The sequence below is a fragment of the Rubripirellula obstinata genome (genome assembly GCF_001642955.1).
Classification (GTDB): domain Bacteria; phylum Planctomycetota; class Planctomycetia; order Pirellulales; family Pirellulaceae; genus Rubripirellula; species Rubripirellula obstinata.
On sequence record NZ_LWSK01000066.1, the window covers coordinates 1 to 14,766 of the forward strand.

A 14,766-nucleotide genomic window follows, 5' to 3' on the forward strand; every position below is an offset into this window, starting at 1 on the left:
CGGTGCGCGACATGCCGTAACTCGCTGAGGCTCGCTACGGCCTACATGTTGTTCCTCGGGAACTTGGAAAGCGCGATCTTTTGGGGTCGGGATAGCGATTCCGCTGAAATTCGAGTGCCGCGAAAAGGAGTGACAGGGACATCAGTACGCAGCCGTTAAATTGCATCCTCACGAACCTGTACACCCCGTTTCGGGGCACTCGTTCAACACTGTCGAGTGGACCAACGTTGCACGCGTTGGTCCTCGCCAATGGTCCCAGCGACGTCGTTCAACATCGCGGAGTTACACTCTAAGTAAAACTTTGCCGGTTAGCGACCCTGGGGGATCAGATTTAATCAATTTATCTTAGAACTCGCTCCCGATGAACACAATCAATCGCTTAGGTACAAATCCTTTCCTTTATCTCCCGGGGGGCGGTGCCGCGCTGTTATCGGCGACAAATCCGATTTATTATCATTAGAAAGGTTGCCACGAAGACTTCTGATAGTGAACCGATCAGGCTGGATTTTGTCGGCACATTTGTTGCTGCTACGTGGAATCACGGAAGGCTTGCGATTTGTGTTAAAATCTCTAGCACCGTTCACTCAATTCCCGCCCGGAGAACCAACTTTTGCCTGCTTCAACGTCGATTGAAGATTCTGAAAATGTAAGTCCACACGAACGCACCGATCACGGAGGCGGTCCGCTGAAAATCACCCTGATCAGCCTGCATGGATTGGTTCGTGGACACGATATGGAATTAGGACGTGACGCCGACACCGGCGGTCAAGTGAAGTATGTGGTCGAACTGGCCCGGGAACTGGCGTCCCATCCCAACGTCCGTGATGTCGAATTGCTGACGCGGCAAGTGATCGACCCCAAGGTCCATGACGACTACGCGGCCGTCGAAGAAGTCATCGGCGAGAATGCAAAGATCATTCGGATTCCCTTCGGTCCCAAACGTTACTTAAAGAAAGAAGCGTTGTGGCCCTACATTGAAATGTTCATCGACCAAACGCTGGTCCATTTCCGACGGACTGGCGTTCCCAGTCTGATCCACGGTCACTACGCCGACGCCGGGTTGGCCGGTGCTCACCTAGCTCGATTGCTGCACGTTCCCTACATCTTCACCGGTCACTCGCTCGGTCGCGTCAAGCAGCAACGTTTACTGTTAGGAAAGTCGACCGCCGAATCGCTCGAGAAACGCTACAAGCTGACGACGCGAATTGAGGCCGAAGAAATCGCGTTGGAAACCGCGTCGATGGTGGTGACCAGTACGAGTCAAGAGATCCAGCAACAGTATGAGTTGTACGATCACTACCAACCGGACCGGATGGAAGTGATTCCGCCGGGCGTCGATCTGTCATTGTTTTCGCCGCCCGCGGGGCTTTGCGATGACGTGTCGAATGATGGCGTGTCGAATGATGGTGCAGGCGAAACAGCTTTCGCTCGCCCCGCAATCGCCGACGCGGTGGACCGTTTTTTGGCGGACACCAGCAAGCCGTCGATCTTGACGATGGCTCGGCCCGACGAGCGTAAGAATCTGGAAAAGTTGGTCGAGGTGTACGGCGAAAGTCCGCAACTTCAAGAGGCCGCGAACCTGATCATGATCATGGGCACGCGTGATGATCTTTGCGAATTGCCCAAGGGTGGGCAGCAGGTGATTACCAACGTGCTGTATTTGATCGACAAATATGACCTGTACGGCAAAGTTGCTTATCCCAAAACACACGCGCCCGACGAAGTGCCGGATCTGTATCGATGGGTGGCGTCAAAGAGGGGCGTGTTTATCAATCCTGCGTTGACCGAGCCGTTTGGTTTGACGCTGTTGGAAGCTGGTGCGACCGGTTTGCCAATCGTGGCGACGCACGATGGTGGTCCGCGTGACATTATCGCGAATTGCAATAACGGTTTGCTGGTTGACCCGCTTGATAATCAACAGATCGAACATGGATTGTTGCGAGCACTGACGGAACCGGATCAGTGGAAGGAATGGTCCGATGCGGGAATCCGGGGCACGCGAGAACACTACTCGTGGACTCAGCACGCCAATCGATACTTGCGTGACGCCGGCGACATTCTAAGCCATTCCGCCGTGCCCGCACTGGTCAACAGTCCGCGGGAAAGGCGATTGCCCGAGTTTGACCGCATCATCATCACTGATTTGGATAACACGTTGACCGGTGATGACGACGCGCTGCGAGAATTTCATGACTTGCTAAACGCGAACGAAAACATTGGCTTTGGGATTTCGACCGGACGTCGCTTGGACGTTGCAATGGATTTGATCGAAAGACTGAATCTGCCGCGTCCTGATTTGATCGAAACGGATGCTGGCACCCAATTGCATTATGGGCCTCAATTGACGGCGGACCTGAGTTGGCGAAAACAGATTGGGTATGCCTGGGAACCGACCAAAGTCCGATCGATTCTGGACCCGATGCCGGGCGTCAATTTGCAAGAAGATCGCAGCCAATCTGAATTTAAGGTTGCCTACCAGATCGATCCCGAGGTTTCGCCAAGCCAGCTTGAGATTAAAAAAGCTCTTCGCGAAGCCGGTGTGCGTGCTAAGGTTGTTCTGTCGCTTGGAATGTTCTTGGATATCATTCCCGTTCGCGGCGGCAGCGATTTGTCGGTGCGTCACGTCCTTTGGAAATGGGGCTTTTCGCCGGAAAATGTGCTGGTCGCCGGCGACAGTGGCAACGACATTGGAATGCTGCTGGGGCGGACGCTCGGTGTGGTGGTCGCCAATCATGGCAAAGAAATGGAGGTGCTGCGAGATCGACCGCGAGTCTATTTCTCAGAGAACTCTCACGCCCGTGGAATCCTAGAAGGCATCGAGTACTACCAGTTTTTAGGCAACATTGTCATTCCGAATGATCGCATCGAACCACAATCAATCGAATCCGCCTGATCCAAGTCGCCCACAAGCGATAAAGGATGCGGAGACGACGTTGGGAGGTTCGGTCGTTGACAGTGGTATCAATGTTGATAACCCTGAAACCATGACTCGTCCGATTCACCCGTCGCCTTTGGATTCTTTTCAGGTTTCGCACGATGCTGACGGTTTAGAACTGGAAGCACAGATCTCGCTGCGCCGGATCGCACCTCGGATCACCCAGTTTTGGCAACAAACCGAAACCGATGATCGCTTGCGCGACGAGTTTGAAACGCGACTGATCCGGCATTGGTCCGAAACCTTCGGCCTGCTGCACGAACTGTATGGGACTCGCTACGATTTTTTCTATCACCTCGAACAGATCATTCTGACGGCGGCCGATGCCTGGGTCACGCGGCCTGAATCGCTGCGACAAGTCGATCGGCATCGCGAAATTGAACCCGATTGGTTTGAATCAGAAAAGGTCGTTGGCGGAGCACTCTATGTGGATTTGTTCAGCGAAAATCTTGGACGACTGCGTGAACAAATTGGCTACTTCCAACAGCTCGGCCTGACCTATCTGCACCTGATGCCGCTATTCGCGGTTCGCCCCGGAAACAACGACGGTGGCTATGCGATCAGCAATTATCGCAGCGTTGATCCCAGGCTTGGAACGATTGACGACCTGCGGATGTTGGCCGAGGAATTGCGGGCCGTTGGCATCACGTTGGTCTTGGACTTTGTTTTCAATCACACGTCCGATGAACACGAATGGGCCAAGCGTGCTCAATCGGGCGACCGTGAATATCAGCAGTTCTATTACATCTATCCTGACCGTACCGAGCCCGACAAATACGAACACACGCTGCGAGAGATTTTCCCGACGGTACGCCGCGGAAATTTCACCTGGCACGATGGCATGGAGCAATGGGTTTGGACGACGTTCAATAATTTCCAGTGGGATTTGAACTACAGCAATCCAGCGGTCTTTCGTGCGATGTTGGAAGAAATGTTCTTCATCGCCAGCACCGGTATCGATATTTTGCGGTTCGATGCGGTTGCGTTTATCTGGAAAGAAATGGGCACGTCGTGCGAGAATCTGGAAGGCGCGCACAAGATCATTCAAGCGTTTAACCGTCTGGTGCGAATCGCAACGCCGGGTGTGCTGTTCAAATCCGAAGCGATTGTGCATCCCGATGATGTGGTCAAGTACGTGGGCGAAGACGAGTGCCAGATTTCGTACAACCCAACGCTGATGGCGTTGTTGTGGGAATCGTTGGCAACAAGATCGACTCGCTTGCTGAACCAATCACTTAGCCATCGGCACAATTTGCCCGACGGAACCGCCTGGGTGAATTACCTGCGATGTCACGACGACATCGGCTGGACGTTCGATGACGCGGACGCCGCCGCAATCGGCATCAATGCGTACGATCACCGGAATTTCCTAAACCATTTTTATACCGGTCAGTTTAAGGGATCGTTCGCACGCGGCATTCCGTTTCAAGAGAACATCGCGACCGGCGACATGCGAATCGCGGGTACTTTGGCGTCGTTAGCCGGGTTGGAATTGGCGATCGAAAAGGACGACGAAGCCGAAAAGGAATTGGCGATCGGTCGAATGATGTTGCTGCAGAGCATCACGCTAAGCATCGGCGGCATTCCGCTGCTGTACCTGGGCGAAGAATGGGGCATGCTGAACGATTACGACTTTGTCAAAGACCCAGCCAAGGCAGGTGACACACGTTGGGTTCACCGTCCGAAAATGAAGTGGGAATTCTTAGAAGAGTTGGACGACAAGATCGAATCCGGCGGCGGTTCGATTCAACGACGAATTTTCGAGGCACTGCAGCACTTGATCAACGTACGTAAGTCGCAACCGGCGCTGGCGGGACAGCAGATGGAGTTGATTAAGACCGACAACACGCACCTGTTAGGTTTTGTGCGGATGCACCAGAGTCATCGGTTGGTGGTGATCGCCAATTTCGCAGATTCGCTGCAATCGTTTTCCGGCAACGCACTGCGAACCGCAGGCATGGGCCGCTTTTTCGAAGACGCCATCACCGGCCAAACTTTCGCCAGCAGCGAAGACCTGCACCTAAAGCCCTATCAAACCAGATGGCTGTGCCGGGTTTAACTTTTGTCGATTAAAGTGAGCCGAGACGCGTGAGCGGCCGGGCCAAAGCGAGGGAGAGGGTTCACGAGCAACACCGTCCCCTCCCGGCTGGCCTGATGAAAATCATTGCAACGCAGCAAATTGGGCAAGCTGCACCATGGCAGACAACACAAACTGCAGCGCTGTGAAGCGTTGTGGCAACGGCATATTTCCCTGATCGCCAGGATGTAGGCCGTAGCGAGCCATAGCGAGTTACGGCAATTTGCGCACCGCCGTAACTCGCTATGGCTCGCTACGGCCTACTTTCAAGGGTCGCTAAAAGTTGCCAACGACACGTTTTCATCAGCCGCCCTCCCGGCTGCAGGGCAACTCACCTCTGCACAGACCAAACCCACCAATCCGCACAACCGTCTCAACTGACCAGCCAACACCTTTGGCGGAACCTTCTTTCGCTGCAAAACAACGCTTCGGCAGAAGACTGCAACGCGTGACCTAGGGTTTTAGGTCACCTGTCAGCCACCTACCGATGCCCTCTGACCCAATACTGATCGATGAGTTCAACTCCGATTCCGTGGAAACACGTTCGCAACGTCTTGATTCTGTTCGCACCTCTTTGGGGCGGTGCTGCAGTCATCTTTGGTGTCATCGGAATGGGCTATGCCCTGTTTAGCAGCGACGTTTATTCCGCGCGTCAGCCTTTGGTCGTGCGAGACGAAGCAACATCATCACTCGATCGCCTTGGACGATTCCCCAGCCAAACCGAACTGAAAGCGGCCCAAGAAACGATTCTGGAAATGACTCAAAATCCAGAAGTCGTCGGTGCAGCCCTGCGACAAATCGGACCTCCCAGCGGCGGCACCGATTCGTCTTGGCCAAGCACAAAAACAATCGACTCAGTCGCATCGAAATGCGTCAACCTGGTTGCACCGCAGGGTTCGGAATTCGGAAACACCGAAGTCGTTTACCTGAAGGTCAAATCGACCAGCCCAGAACGTGCGACGCTTTTTTGCAATGCGATCTACGACAACCTGACGCAGCAACTTCGCAAGGTTCGTCAAGTTCGTGCGGACAGTGTCATCGCCGAACTCAGCCACTCGCGAGACCTGGCACAGAAGAACCTCAACGAAGTTTCTGCGCGACTACGAGAGATCGAAATCGAATCCGGTGCCGACCTCGGCGAACTGCGAAATCTTAACGACACCATTTCTGGCGACGGAACCAATCGACGTACGCTGGAAGAAACAACCAAAGAACTTCAAACTGCCGAACTAGAACTCCGCAAGATGGAATCGCTTCACAGTTTGTTGGTCGCGGGTGCCGAAGATCCGACGCGATTGCTGATCAGCGGTAGCGATTTGCTTGCCAGCCAACCTTCGTTGCAACGACTCAAAGATGGTTTGATCGACGCACAACTTGCCGCCAGTCAACTTGCTGGTATTTTTACGCCCGCCAATCCGAAGTTGAAGGCAGCCGTCGAAACCGAGTTTGAAATTCGCAAACGGATGCAACACGAAACTGAAGCCGCCATTGCAGCGATGCAACCCAACCTGCAATTGCAAAAAGATCGCGTTGCTCGGCTGAAGGAACGCAACGCAGTTCTCGGACAACGTCTTGCTCACTTGGCAACGATTCGTGCCGACTATTCCAAACTGGATTCCGAAGTCAAGCATCGCACCGAATTGCTGGGCGACGCCGAAAGGTCTCTCTCGGACGCGATCGCAACCCGCTCGGCCGCACTTTCGACCAACCTGATCGCCCAGTTGGGACCAGCACAAGTCGCCGATGACCCAATCGGCCCCGGCGGTTCGGTCGTGACATTGGGCAGTGCAATGGCGGGCCTGATTTTTGGACTCGGTGCAGTCTTCCTGATCGCGCCTGGCCCAACCGATACTCGCAGCGGCCGACGCTGGAGCGACTATCTCGGTGCCGGACGACGCAACGAAGACCGAACCAACACACCGGCGTCCACTGATAAGTCAGAACGCAGGTCGTAAGCTCCGGCAATAGATGTAGGCCGGAACAAACGCAGCGCAGTTCCGGCAATTGCATTGTCCCGGCATTGGATTGGCGGAACTTCGCTAAGCTTGTTCCGGCCTACAACGTTGTTGCTACCGCGAAATGATCTCGACTTTATTCGCGGGCAGCCAACCCTGAATTCCGTCCTTGGCGGTGACTTCTACCCAACCGGGCCGCGTTGCGTTCCATCGCACGACCTGGCCGGACGCCGATGCGATCGTTTGCACAATGTCGAACGATTCGCCGTCACCGCTGCGTAGTTGAACTTCATCAGCAACAATCACAGCGTGATGCGGAAACCAGACGGCGCTGAACTGCAATGCCGCAACGCAACCGGCGAACAACGCAACCAGCAAGCAGCAAGCTGCGATACTTCGCCAAGGAAATGCACTGGTCCAAAGTCTGATTGCCAACGTTAGCCACAATGCCGACCAGGCTGCGATTGCAACGATCAACACCGAACGCATCGGCAGCGAAGTCACTTTCTGAAACAGCCAATTCGAGCCATCAATCGCCAACAGATTCGCTCTCGCGATATCGTCAGTCGGATCTACGTTCAACGCACGCAGATAACTGGCCTTTGACCGCGCCTTTGACATCGTTGTGTCGCCTGATTGCCACCAAGCGTTGCCAAGGTTCACAAGAACATCCGAGCTTTTGAACTGATCCGAATCAATGGACTTCAAGAGGTTTGCGCTGCCTACAAAATCACCGTCACGATAAGCCGATTCAGCCTGTTCCACGATTGCACGTGAATCCGTCAATGAATCCGATGCATGCACGTTGGGACTTCCAGCAACAATTGCAACGAAACAAAATAACGCAGTTGCCGAAATGCTAGACGGTATCTTCCGCTGCGATTTTGCATCCCTGACCAGTTCCATCGCAGACTGCCGCAGTGATTCCAATTCAGATTCCGATGTCAAACGGCTTCGGTTCGCTTGATCCATCCACTGTTCAACACGGACCGCATATCGATGCAGACCAATGGAACGCAGATGACCCAGGATACGATCGGTCGATGGATCCGCGTCGGCGGTGTCCAACGTTGGAACTTTCCACCGCCGTGCCAAATAGTGATTCATGGCATCCGACATCTCAGACGACCGATCAGCGGACTTGATCTTTTCCAACGTCTTCGCCTCCGACGCACTGCGGCGATTGATCCCGACGAACCCACGCATCAACAATCCAATCAGAAATACGACGGGCGGAAATGCAATCGCTGGGACAATAACGTTGATCAAGGAGACGCCGGTGCTGTCCTTGCTAAGCGTCGTGTCTCGCCAGGCCAAGTTCAATGCTGGTTGGTCGATTTGGACACGGGTTTTTGATTCAGAATCTTTGGCTTCAGCAGTTGCCGGGGCAGTTCGAGCGATTCGGTCAAGCTTCAGCACCTCGGCTGGCGTCACGGTGATCGCGATCGGGTCGCTGTAACTGGTTTCGTACTCGCCGCTGTCCGGATCAAAGTACGTGAACGGGATTGCTGGAATCTCGGTCACCGTTTCATCAATCGGGCGAATCGTGGTGGTGAAGATTTTCTGGTTGCGATCGACCTGGCCAGCCAGCGGTTGATCAGTGACCTTGAATTTATCCGTTAGGTCGTCGATCAACGACAACGGCGGCGCGGCAACCGTCTCCATTTGTCCAGTCCCGCGGACACGAATCGTCAACTCAACCGGGTCGCCTGCTTGCACCTTCGTGTTGGACGCATTGGTTTCGATCACGTAACGTCCCACCGCTCCGGCGAATTCTTTGGGTTGGCCTTTGCTTGGAATCTGTTTCGCAACAATGGAATCCAGTTCAGGTTCGACCATCAACGGCATCGACTTGGTGATCTGACGAGTCGTACGTGGACCACCGAAAAAGCTGTCGCCAAACAGTGAACCTGGAAACAAAAGATCATCTCCCAACATCGATTCAAACGACGAGCGTCCACCGCGACGAGATTTTGATTGACCAATCTCCATCGGATACGTAAAGCAAATTTTCACGCCGTCCAAATCCACCGAACCTGGGCGACTGGGAAACAGCGTCGCATCGATTTGGTATCGATAGTACGTAGCATCTTCTCCGTCGGCGTCCTCGCGAATGACTTCGATGCCACGAGGCTGCATTCGGTTTTGTGTCATTTGTTCGATGGCTTCGGCGAACACGCCCCACTGAGTTTGCTCGGACAAAAAACTCCACATCGTGCTATCGCTCAGCTTGATGTTCTCTTCTTTGTTAACGTAAGCCTTAACGTAAATTTTTAGCGACAGTTCAATCGGCTCGCCGACGTAAACCTTGTCTTGCCTGCTTTCGACTTCGGCGATCAGCAAGTCACCAGCGTCGCTCTTGGTCGCCGTGATGCGAACCACTTTGGTGATCGACGAAATTCCATCCGCCTTGACGCGAATCGGCGGGATCGTAAACGTGCCTTCACGAAGTGGGGTCACCAACCATTGGTAGGTCGATGACGTTCGTGATGATCCTGGGCCAATGAAGCTAGAAAAAGACGGAGCACCCATCGATTGGATTTCCAGACCGTCAACGGGATCGATAACGGGCGGATCATGCTTGGATGCATTGTCGATCCGAACCTGCAACGTGATCGGAAATCCCACGTAAGCTTCATCAGACGATACAGCGACCTGGATATCAGCAGCGATGGAAGCCGGAACGCATAAAAGCGTCACGGCAACAACCATTGAACAGATGGCAAAGAGACGGTTCATCATCAATTTATCTTGGCTCACGAAAGTTAAAGTGAATTCAGAAGCAAACGTGGGTGCCACTCACCGAAAGCAATCTCTTTTTGTCCCTAAATTTTTTGTCTAAAAACCTCCTTCGCGAATCGGTCTATGAAAGACGGTTGCAATGAATTTAAGACAAAAAAATTAGAGACAAAAAAATTTGGATTGGGTTTTGTTTGCGAGGGTTTTCTGGGGTCACCAGTCTCTTGGAACGACCACACGTCGAGATCGCTTGAGGGCTTCTAGCAGATTGCGTCGCTGCATGTCACGATCGCGAATCGCTTGCAGCATCTTCTTCGCTTCCTGTTCTGTCATCTCTTTCGCAGCCGGTTGGCTACCAGCAGCGTCGGCACCCGGCTGAGCGTTTCCCTGTTGTTGTTGTTGTTGATTCGATGCTTGCTCGTTTTCACCCGGCTGCTGTGAAGCGTCTTGTTCGGACTGCTGATCACCTTTGTCGTCGTTCTCTTGTTCATCAGGCTTCTCCGGGTCGCCTGAGTCTTCTTCGGATTCTTCGCCCGATTCTTCTTCGTCTGACTCTTCTTTACCTGACTCGTTCGGCTGATCGTCACCGTCTTGCGACTGATCCTGCGGTTCATTTTCTTTTGGATCCTGGTCAGCGGAATCTTGCTGCTGCTGTTGTTGCTGGTCCTTTGATGGATCGTTCTTCTGATCTTGCTGGCTATCGTCCTGCTTTTGATCCGAAGATTTCTGGTCCGATTTTTGATCTTTCAATTGATCGATCAGCCGAGTCGCATTCTCTAAATTGAAACGAGCGTCCTCGTCATCGGGATTCAAACGCAAGCTCGATCGGTAGGCCGCGACCGCATCTTCTAGCAACGGGATCGGGCTGGAATCCTGTTCAGGTTGCGAGCCACCGCCATCACCGAGCCGCACCTGATCATCGCCAGACTTTCGGATGATTTCGGTCGCCTTGGCATACAGCGAATTGCCAAGGTTGTATCTGGCCCGTGCCGCCAATCGGTCATCGCTGCTGGCGGCGGCCTGTTTGAACGACGCCGCTGCATCGTCGAATTGTGATTGCTTGTAATGCTGGACACCCTGGTTGTAGACATCCGCCAAATCGGCCGCCCAAACCTCGCTGGATTGGAATACCAAGCTGGTCAGCGACAGCGAAAAGCAGACTACGGCGGTGTGAAACACGAGCGTCCTGTGGATTGCGAGCGTTGGTTAGCTGCGAAAGTTTACCGGTTACGCAAGATTTTCTGATGTTGCGGATTAAATCGAGCCGATATCCCATCCTAGAGGAACCTTCCCGAACGCCTACCCATACATTTCTATGATCATGTCCGCCAAGCTTTTTCGATGGTCGATTTTCGCGATCATGCTGGCCACTATCGGTCTCAATGCTGATCTTCCTGCTTCAGCGGCGACGCACAATCAACTACGAAAAGCAACCGGCAAGGTTCACAATAAGCTGCGAAAAGCTCCGGCACGCCAGCGAGTTTCGATGGTTGCTCGTGCCGCATCCGGCTCCATTCCCGACCAAATGCCCGAAGCACCACTCGACGGGTCGCTGGTCCAGGGCAACGTTGCACAGGTTGGATTTCTGGACAGCGGAAGTTTTGGCGGAAGTTTTGGCGGTGGCTGTGATGGAAATTGCGGCCCCGTTTGCGATTGCGATTCAATGGGGCCTGCTTGTGGATCCGAACCGGCGTGTGGCTTTGAGCCTGGATGCGGGATTGGGCACGCGATGGAAATGATGGGCCCAAGTTGCGGCTGTGGAAGTTCAAGCTGTGACGGCGGATGCGAGGTTGCCTGCGGGGCCGAAGGAATCTTTGGCGGACCCGGTTTTGGTGATCCCGGGTTTGGTCCTGGCTGTGGAATGGAAGCCATGTCTTGCGACGGCAGCGGCGATTGCGGCTGCGATGCATGCGGTGGATGTGACGTTGACCGCATCCCATTCTTCTTGCCGATGTTGCGAATCAACTGGTGCCGTTTCGATTTCTTTGCCGGCGTCCAAGGGTTCCAGGGCCCCATGAACTTTGCCAGCACCAGTGCCACCGACCCGGCGGTCCGCAGCGGTAGCGGTAGCTTTGGTTTCTACGAAGGACTCAACGAAGGCCGTTCGCTGAAACGATGGCTCGGATGGGATCTATCAGCACAACTCGGTTTGCGAGCCACACAAAACAATCTGATCGGATCCGAGTTTACGAACGAATCGCGACAGCAGGTCTTCGTCACAGGTGGTCTGTTCCGCCGCGTCGATTATGGTCTGCAATACGGCGGCGTCATCGATTACCTGAACGACGATTGGTGGTACCAAGCCGATGTGACTCAGTTCCGCGGAGAACTCAGTTGGAAGACTCGCGGATGCCACGTCTTCGGCTTCCAAGCGATGCAATCGATGGGCGGTGAAACGTCCGACACGTTCGTCCAACAAGCCGACGGGACAACCTTTCAATCGAGGGTTGCCTTTGAACCGATCGACCAATACCGGCTCTTCTATCGTCGCATGCTAAACGGCAGCGGCAATTGGTCAGCCTTCGGCGGTTGGACCGAAGACGATGACGGTCTGCTAGGTGCCAGCCTGAACCTGCCGCTCAAGCGAAACATCGTCCTAGCGACCTCGGCGACCTTCCTGGTTCCCAACGAGGGCGCAGCGAGCAACGGTCATCGTGAAGAGGCATGGAACATTTCAATGGGCTTGGTCTACCGCCCCGGCGGCCCCAAAGGCTGCGGCCGCTACTGCCGCCCCCTGTTCGACGTCGCCGACAACGGAACCTTCATCGTCGGCCAAAACTAGGTCAACTTGATACCGCAACAGATCGCATCTACTCGCTCTGCTGAATCAGCTTGTCACAAATACATCATGCTCCAATCTCGATCATTCGAGAAAGTAGCATGGCCCCCCGGGCCGTGTACGGCGAGACCGGCATCCGTTTGCCATCTGGAGATTTTCGCACGGGCCAGGGGCCCATGCTACTTTTTTCACGCACCGTCGCGGCAAGTAGCATGGCCCCCCGGGCCGTGTACGGCGAGACCGGCAGCCGTTTGTCATCTGGAGTTTGTCGCACGGGCCGGGGGCCCATGCTACTTTTTTCACGCACGGTCGCGGCAAGTAGCATGGCCCCCCGGGCCGTGTACCGCGAGACCGGCATCCGTTTGCCATCTGGGGATTTTCACACGGGCCGGGGGCCCATGCTACTTTTTTCACGCACCGTCGCGGCAAGTAGCATGGCCCCCCGGGCCGTGTACCGTGAGACCGGCAACCGTTTGCCATCTGGAGCTTGTCACACGGGCCGGGGGCCCATGCTACTTTTTTCACGCACCGTCGCGGCAAGTAGCATGGCCCCCTGGGCCGTGTACGGCGAGACCGGCATCCGTTTGTCATCTGGAGCTTTTCGCACGGGCCAGGGGCCCATGCTACTTTTTCCCGCACCGTCGCGGCAAGTAGCATGGCCCCCTGGGCCGTGTACGGCGAGACCGGCATCCGTTTGCCATCTGGGGATTTTCGCACGGGCCGGGGGCCCATGCTACTTTTTTCACGCACCGTCGCGGCAAGTAGCATGGCCCCCTGGGCCGTGTATCGTGAGACCGGCATTCGTTTGTCATCTGGAGATTTTCGCACGGGCCGGGGGCCCATGCTACTTTTTTCACGCACCGTCGCGGCAAGTAGCATGGCCCCCTGGGCCGTTTACGGCGAGACCGGCATCCGTTTGTCATCTGGAGCTTGTCACACGGGCCGGGGGCCCATGCTACTTAGTTCCTCGGCCGCTGGGTTTGGCTGGTCGGCCTAGCAGTCCGTAGGGGAGCTCTGTCGGTCTTCAAGATGCCTTGCGGGCGGCTTTTTTCTTAGCCAGCCAAGCCGCCGAACTGACGACGAGCAAACACGCTACAAAGTCGTCGTAAGCCCTTGTTGTTAAAGGACTTAAAAATGGGCGATACAGAACTCGAATCTGTGACCTCCACGATGTCAACGTGGCGCTCTAACCAACTGAGCTAATCGCCCGATTTGGGTCGGTTTGACCTGGATCGGTTGGCATGCCTTGGTGATGGTGGATGCCTTGGAATAGTCGTATCGGGTTTGAATGGGGGCGTTCTGGAGTGAACTTTGCTCAATCGGTCCGACTTCTTCCGGGCGGACAGTTTGGGCCGGGTTTGATCGATCGTCAAGTCGTCGGTGGAGTATGCGGTGGGCTTGAGGGGCGTTTTTTGGCAAGATGGCTTATCTGATCGCGTAATTCTGGTTAATTCCTGCGATTCGCTGTTGACGCTCGCCCTACTAGCGTCGGATACTTCTGTGTGGTTAGTGCTCGAGTGTTGGTTTTTCTGTAACTTTTGCTTACTGAAAACGACTCGAGGCCTGCCGTTTTAAAAATTCCCTTCCAAATTGCGCGGACGAGTTGTCTGCCGGAGAAGAAACCTACAGAGTGGCTTTAGCTCGAAGAAACCAGATGCCCGATACGCGTGATAGCACTCGTATTAACAACAATATCCGAATCACGCCGATTCGAGTCGTCAGCGAAGAAGGCGAACAGCTCGGGATTATCCCAACCGAGGATGCATTGCAACGGGCTCGCGATGCCGGCTTGGACCTCGTTGAGGTCGCCCCTGGTGAACGTCCACCGGTTTGCCGAATCATGGATTACGGCAAGTTCAAGTACGAGAAGAACAAGAAAAAGAATTCCGGTCAGGCTCACACCAAGACCAAGGAAATTCGACTGCGTCCCAAAACGGGTGACGAGGACGTTCGTACCAAGATCCGCCAAGCTCAAAAGTTCTTGGAGCATAAGGACAAGGTGCAGGTCAGCGTGCTGTTCCGCGGTCGCGAAATGGCTCACATCGAAGAAGGCCGCAAGGTGATGCAGCAGGCGATCGAATTGCTAAGTGAATACGGCAAGGTCGAAACGACTCCGCAACAACACGGTCGTCGCATGATCGCGATGATTGCACCTAAGTAGGTGTTAGGTGTTAGGTGTTAGGTGTTAGGTGTTAGGTGTTAGGTGTTAGGCGTTAGGCGTTAGGCGTTAGGGCAACGCTGGAGGCCCGGCCGCTTACGCGTCGCGGCTCACGTAACTGGA

The 14,766-nt window shown here is 54.5% G+C and carries 7 protein-coding genes and 1 tRNA gene; 5 read left to right on the forward strand and 3 right to left on the reverse strand.

The features are described from left to right. The first annotated feature begins 610 nt into the window (after positions 1–610). The 3 genes from RC85_RS16055 (at position 611) to RC85_RS16065 (ending at position 6,967) form a co-directional block, all read left to right on the forward strand. Positions 611–2,893 carry an HAD-IIB family hydrolase gene (locus tag RC85_RS16055; protein WP_235033478.1) on the forward strand — a complete coding sequence of 761 codons (2,283 nt, stop codon included), beginning with the start codon at positions 611–613 and terminating at the stop codon, positions 2,891–2,893. Next, on the forward strand, positions 2,856–4,994 hold the full coding sequence (locus RC85_RS16060) for an amylosucrase (protein WP_235033479.1): 2,139 nt from the start codon (positions 2,856–2,858) through the stop codon (positions 4,992–4,994). Before RC85_RS16055 ends, RC85_RS16060 begins: the two co-directional genes overlap by 38 nt. A gap of 530 nt (positions 4,995–5,524) precedes the next feature. Further along, positions 5,525–6,967 (forward strand): GumC domain-containing protein, encoded by a 1,443-nt coding sequence (locus RC85_RS16065; RefSeq protein WP_068264658.1) that lies wholly within the window; start codon positions 5,525–5,527, stop codon positions 6,965–6,967. 114 nt (positions 6,968–7,081) lie between these two features. On the opposite strand, the gene RC85_RS16070 is transcribed toward RC85_RS16065, so the two are convergent. Then, the gene (locus RC85_RS16070; protein ID WP_162273221.1) at positions 7,082–9,727 is read right to left on the reverse strand and encodes a BatD family protein; all 2,646 of its coding nucleotides are present in this window, start codon (positions 9,725–9,727) and stop codon (positions 7,082–7,084) included. Positions 9,728–9,919: 192 nt separating this feature from the next. After that, positions 9,920–10,885: a tetratricopeptide repeat protein gene (locus RC85_RS16075; RefSeq protein ID WP_068264662.1), complete on the reverse strand. Its 966-nt coding sequence runs from the start codon at positions 10,883–10,885 to the stop codon at positions 9,920–9,922. Between the two features lie 142 nt (positions 10,886–11,027). Between RC85_RS16075 and RC85_RS16080 the strand changes: the two genes are divergently transcribed. Beyond that, positions 11,028–12,488: a DUF6666 family protein gene (locus tag RC85_RS16080; protein ID WP_157593946.1), complete on the forward strand. Its 1,461-nt coding sequence runs from the start codon at positions 11,028–11,030 to the stop codon at positions 12,486–12,488. Between the two features lie 1,132 nt (positions 12,489–13,620). Here RC85_RS16080 and RC85_RS16090 read toward each other — a convergent pair. Continuing rightward, positions 13,621–13,694: transfer RNA gene (locus tag RC85_RS16090), tRNA-Val, on the reverse strand. A 445-nt stretch (positions 13,695–14,139) separates the two neighbouring features. On the opposite strand from RC85_RS16090, the gene infC reads away from it, so the two are divergent. Further along, positions 14,140–14,646: a translation initiation factor IF-3 gene (gene infC, locus RC85_RS16095; protein ID WP_235033480.1), complete on the forward strand. Its 507-nt coding sequence runs from the start codon at positions 14,140–14,142 to the stop codon at positions 14,644–14,646. Positions 14,647–14,766 lie beyond the last annotated feature (120 nt).

Bases quoted from the DNA above. Each gene is read 5' to 3' on its own strand.
- RC85_RS16065 (WP_068264658.1), top strand. From the start codon at position 5,525: ATGAGTTCAACTCCGATTCCGTGGAAACACGTTCGCAACGTCTTGATT.
- RC85_RS16060 (WP_235033479.1), top strand. From the start codon at position 2,856: ATGATCGCATCGAACCACAATCAATCGAATCCGCCTGATCCAAGTCGC.
- infC (WP_235033480.1), top strand. From the start codon at position 14,140: ATGCCCGATACGCGTGATAGCACTCGTATTAACAACAATATCCGAATC.
- RC85_RS16080 (WP_157593946.1), top strand. From the start codon at position 11,028: ATGTCCGCCAAGCTTTTTCGATGGTCGATTTTCGCGATCATGCTGGCC.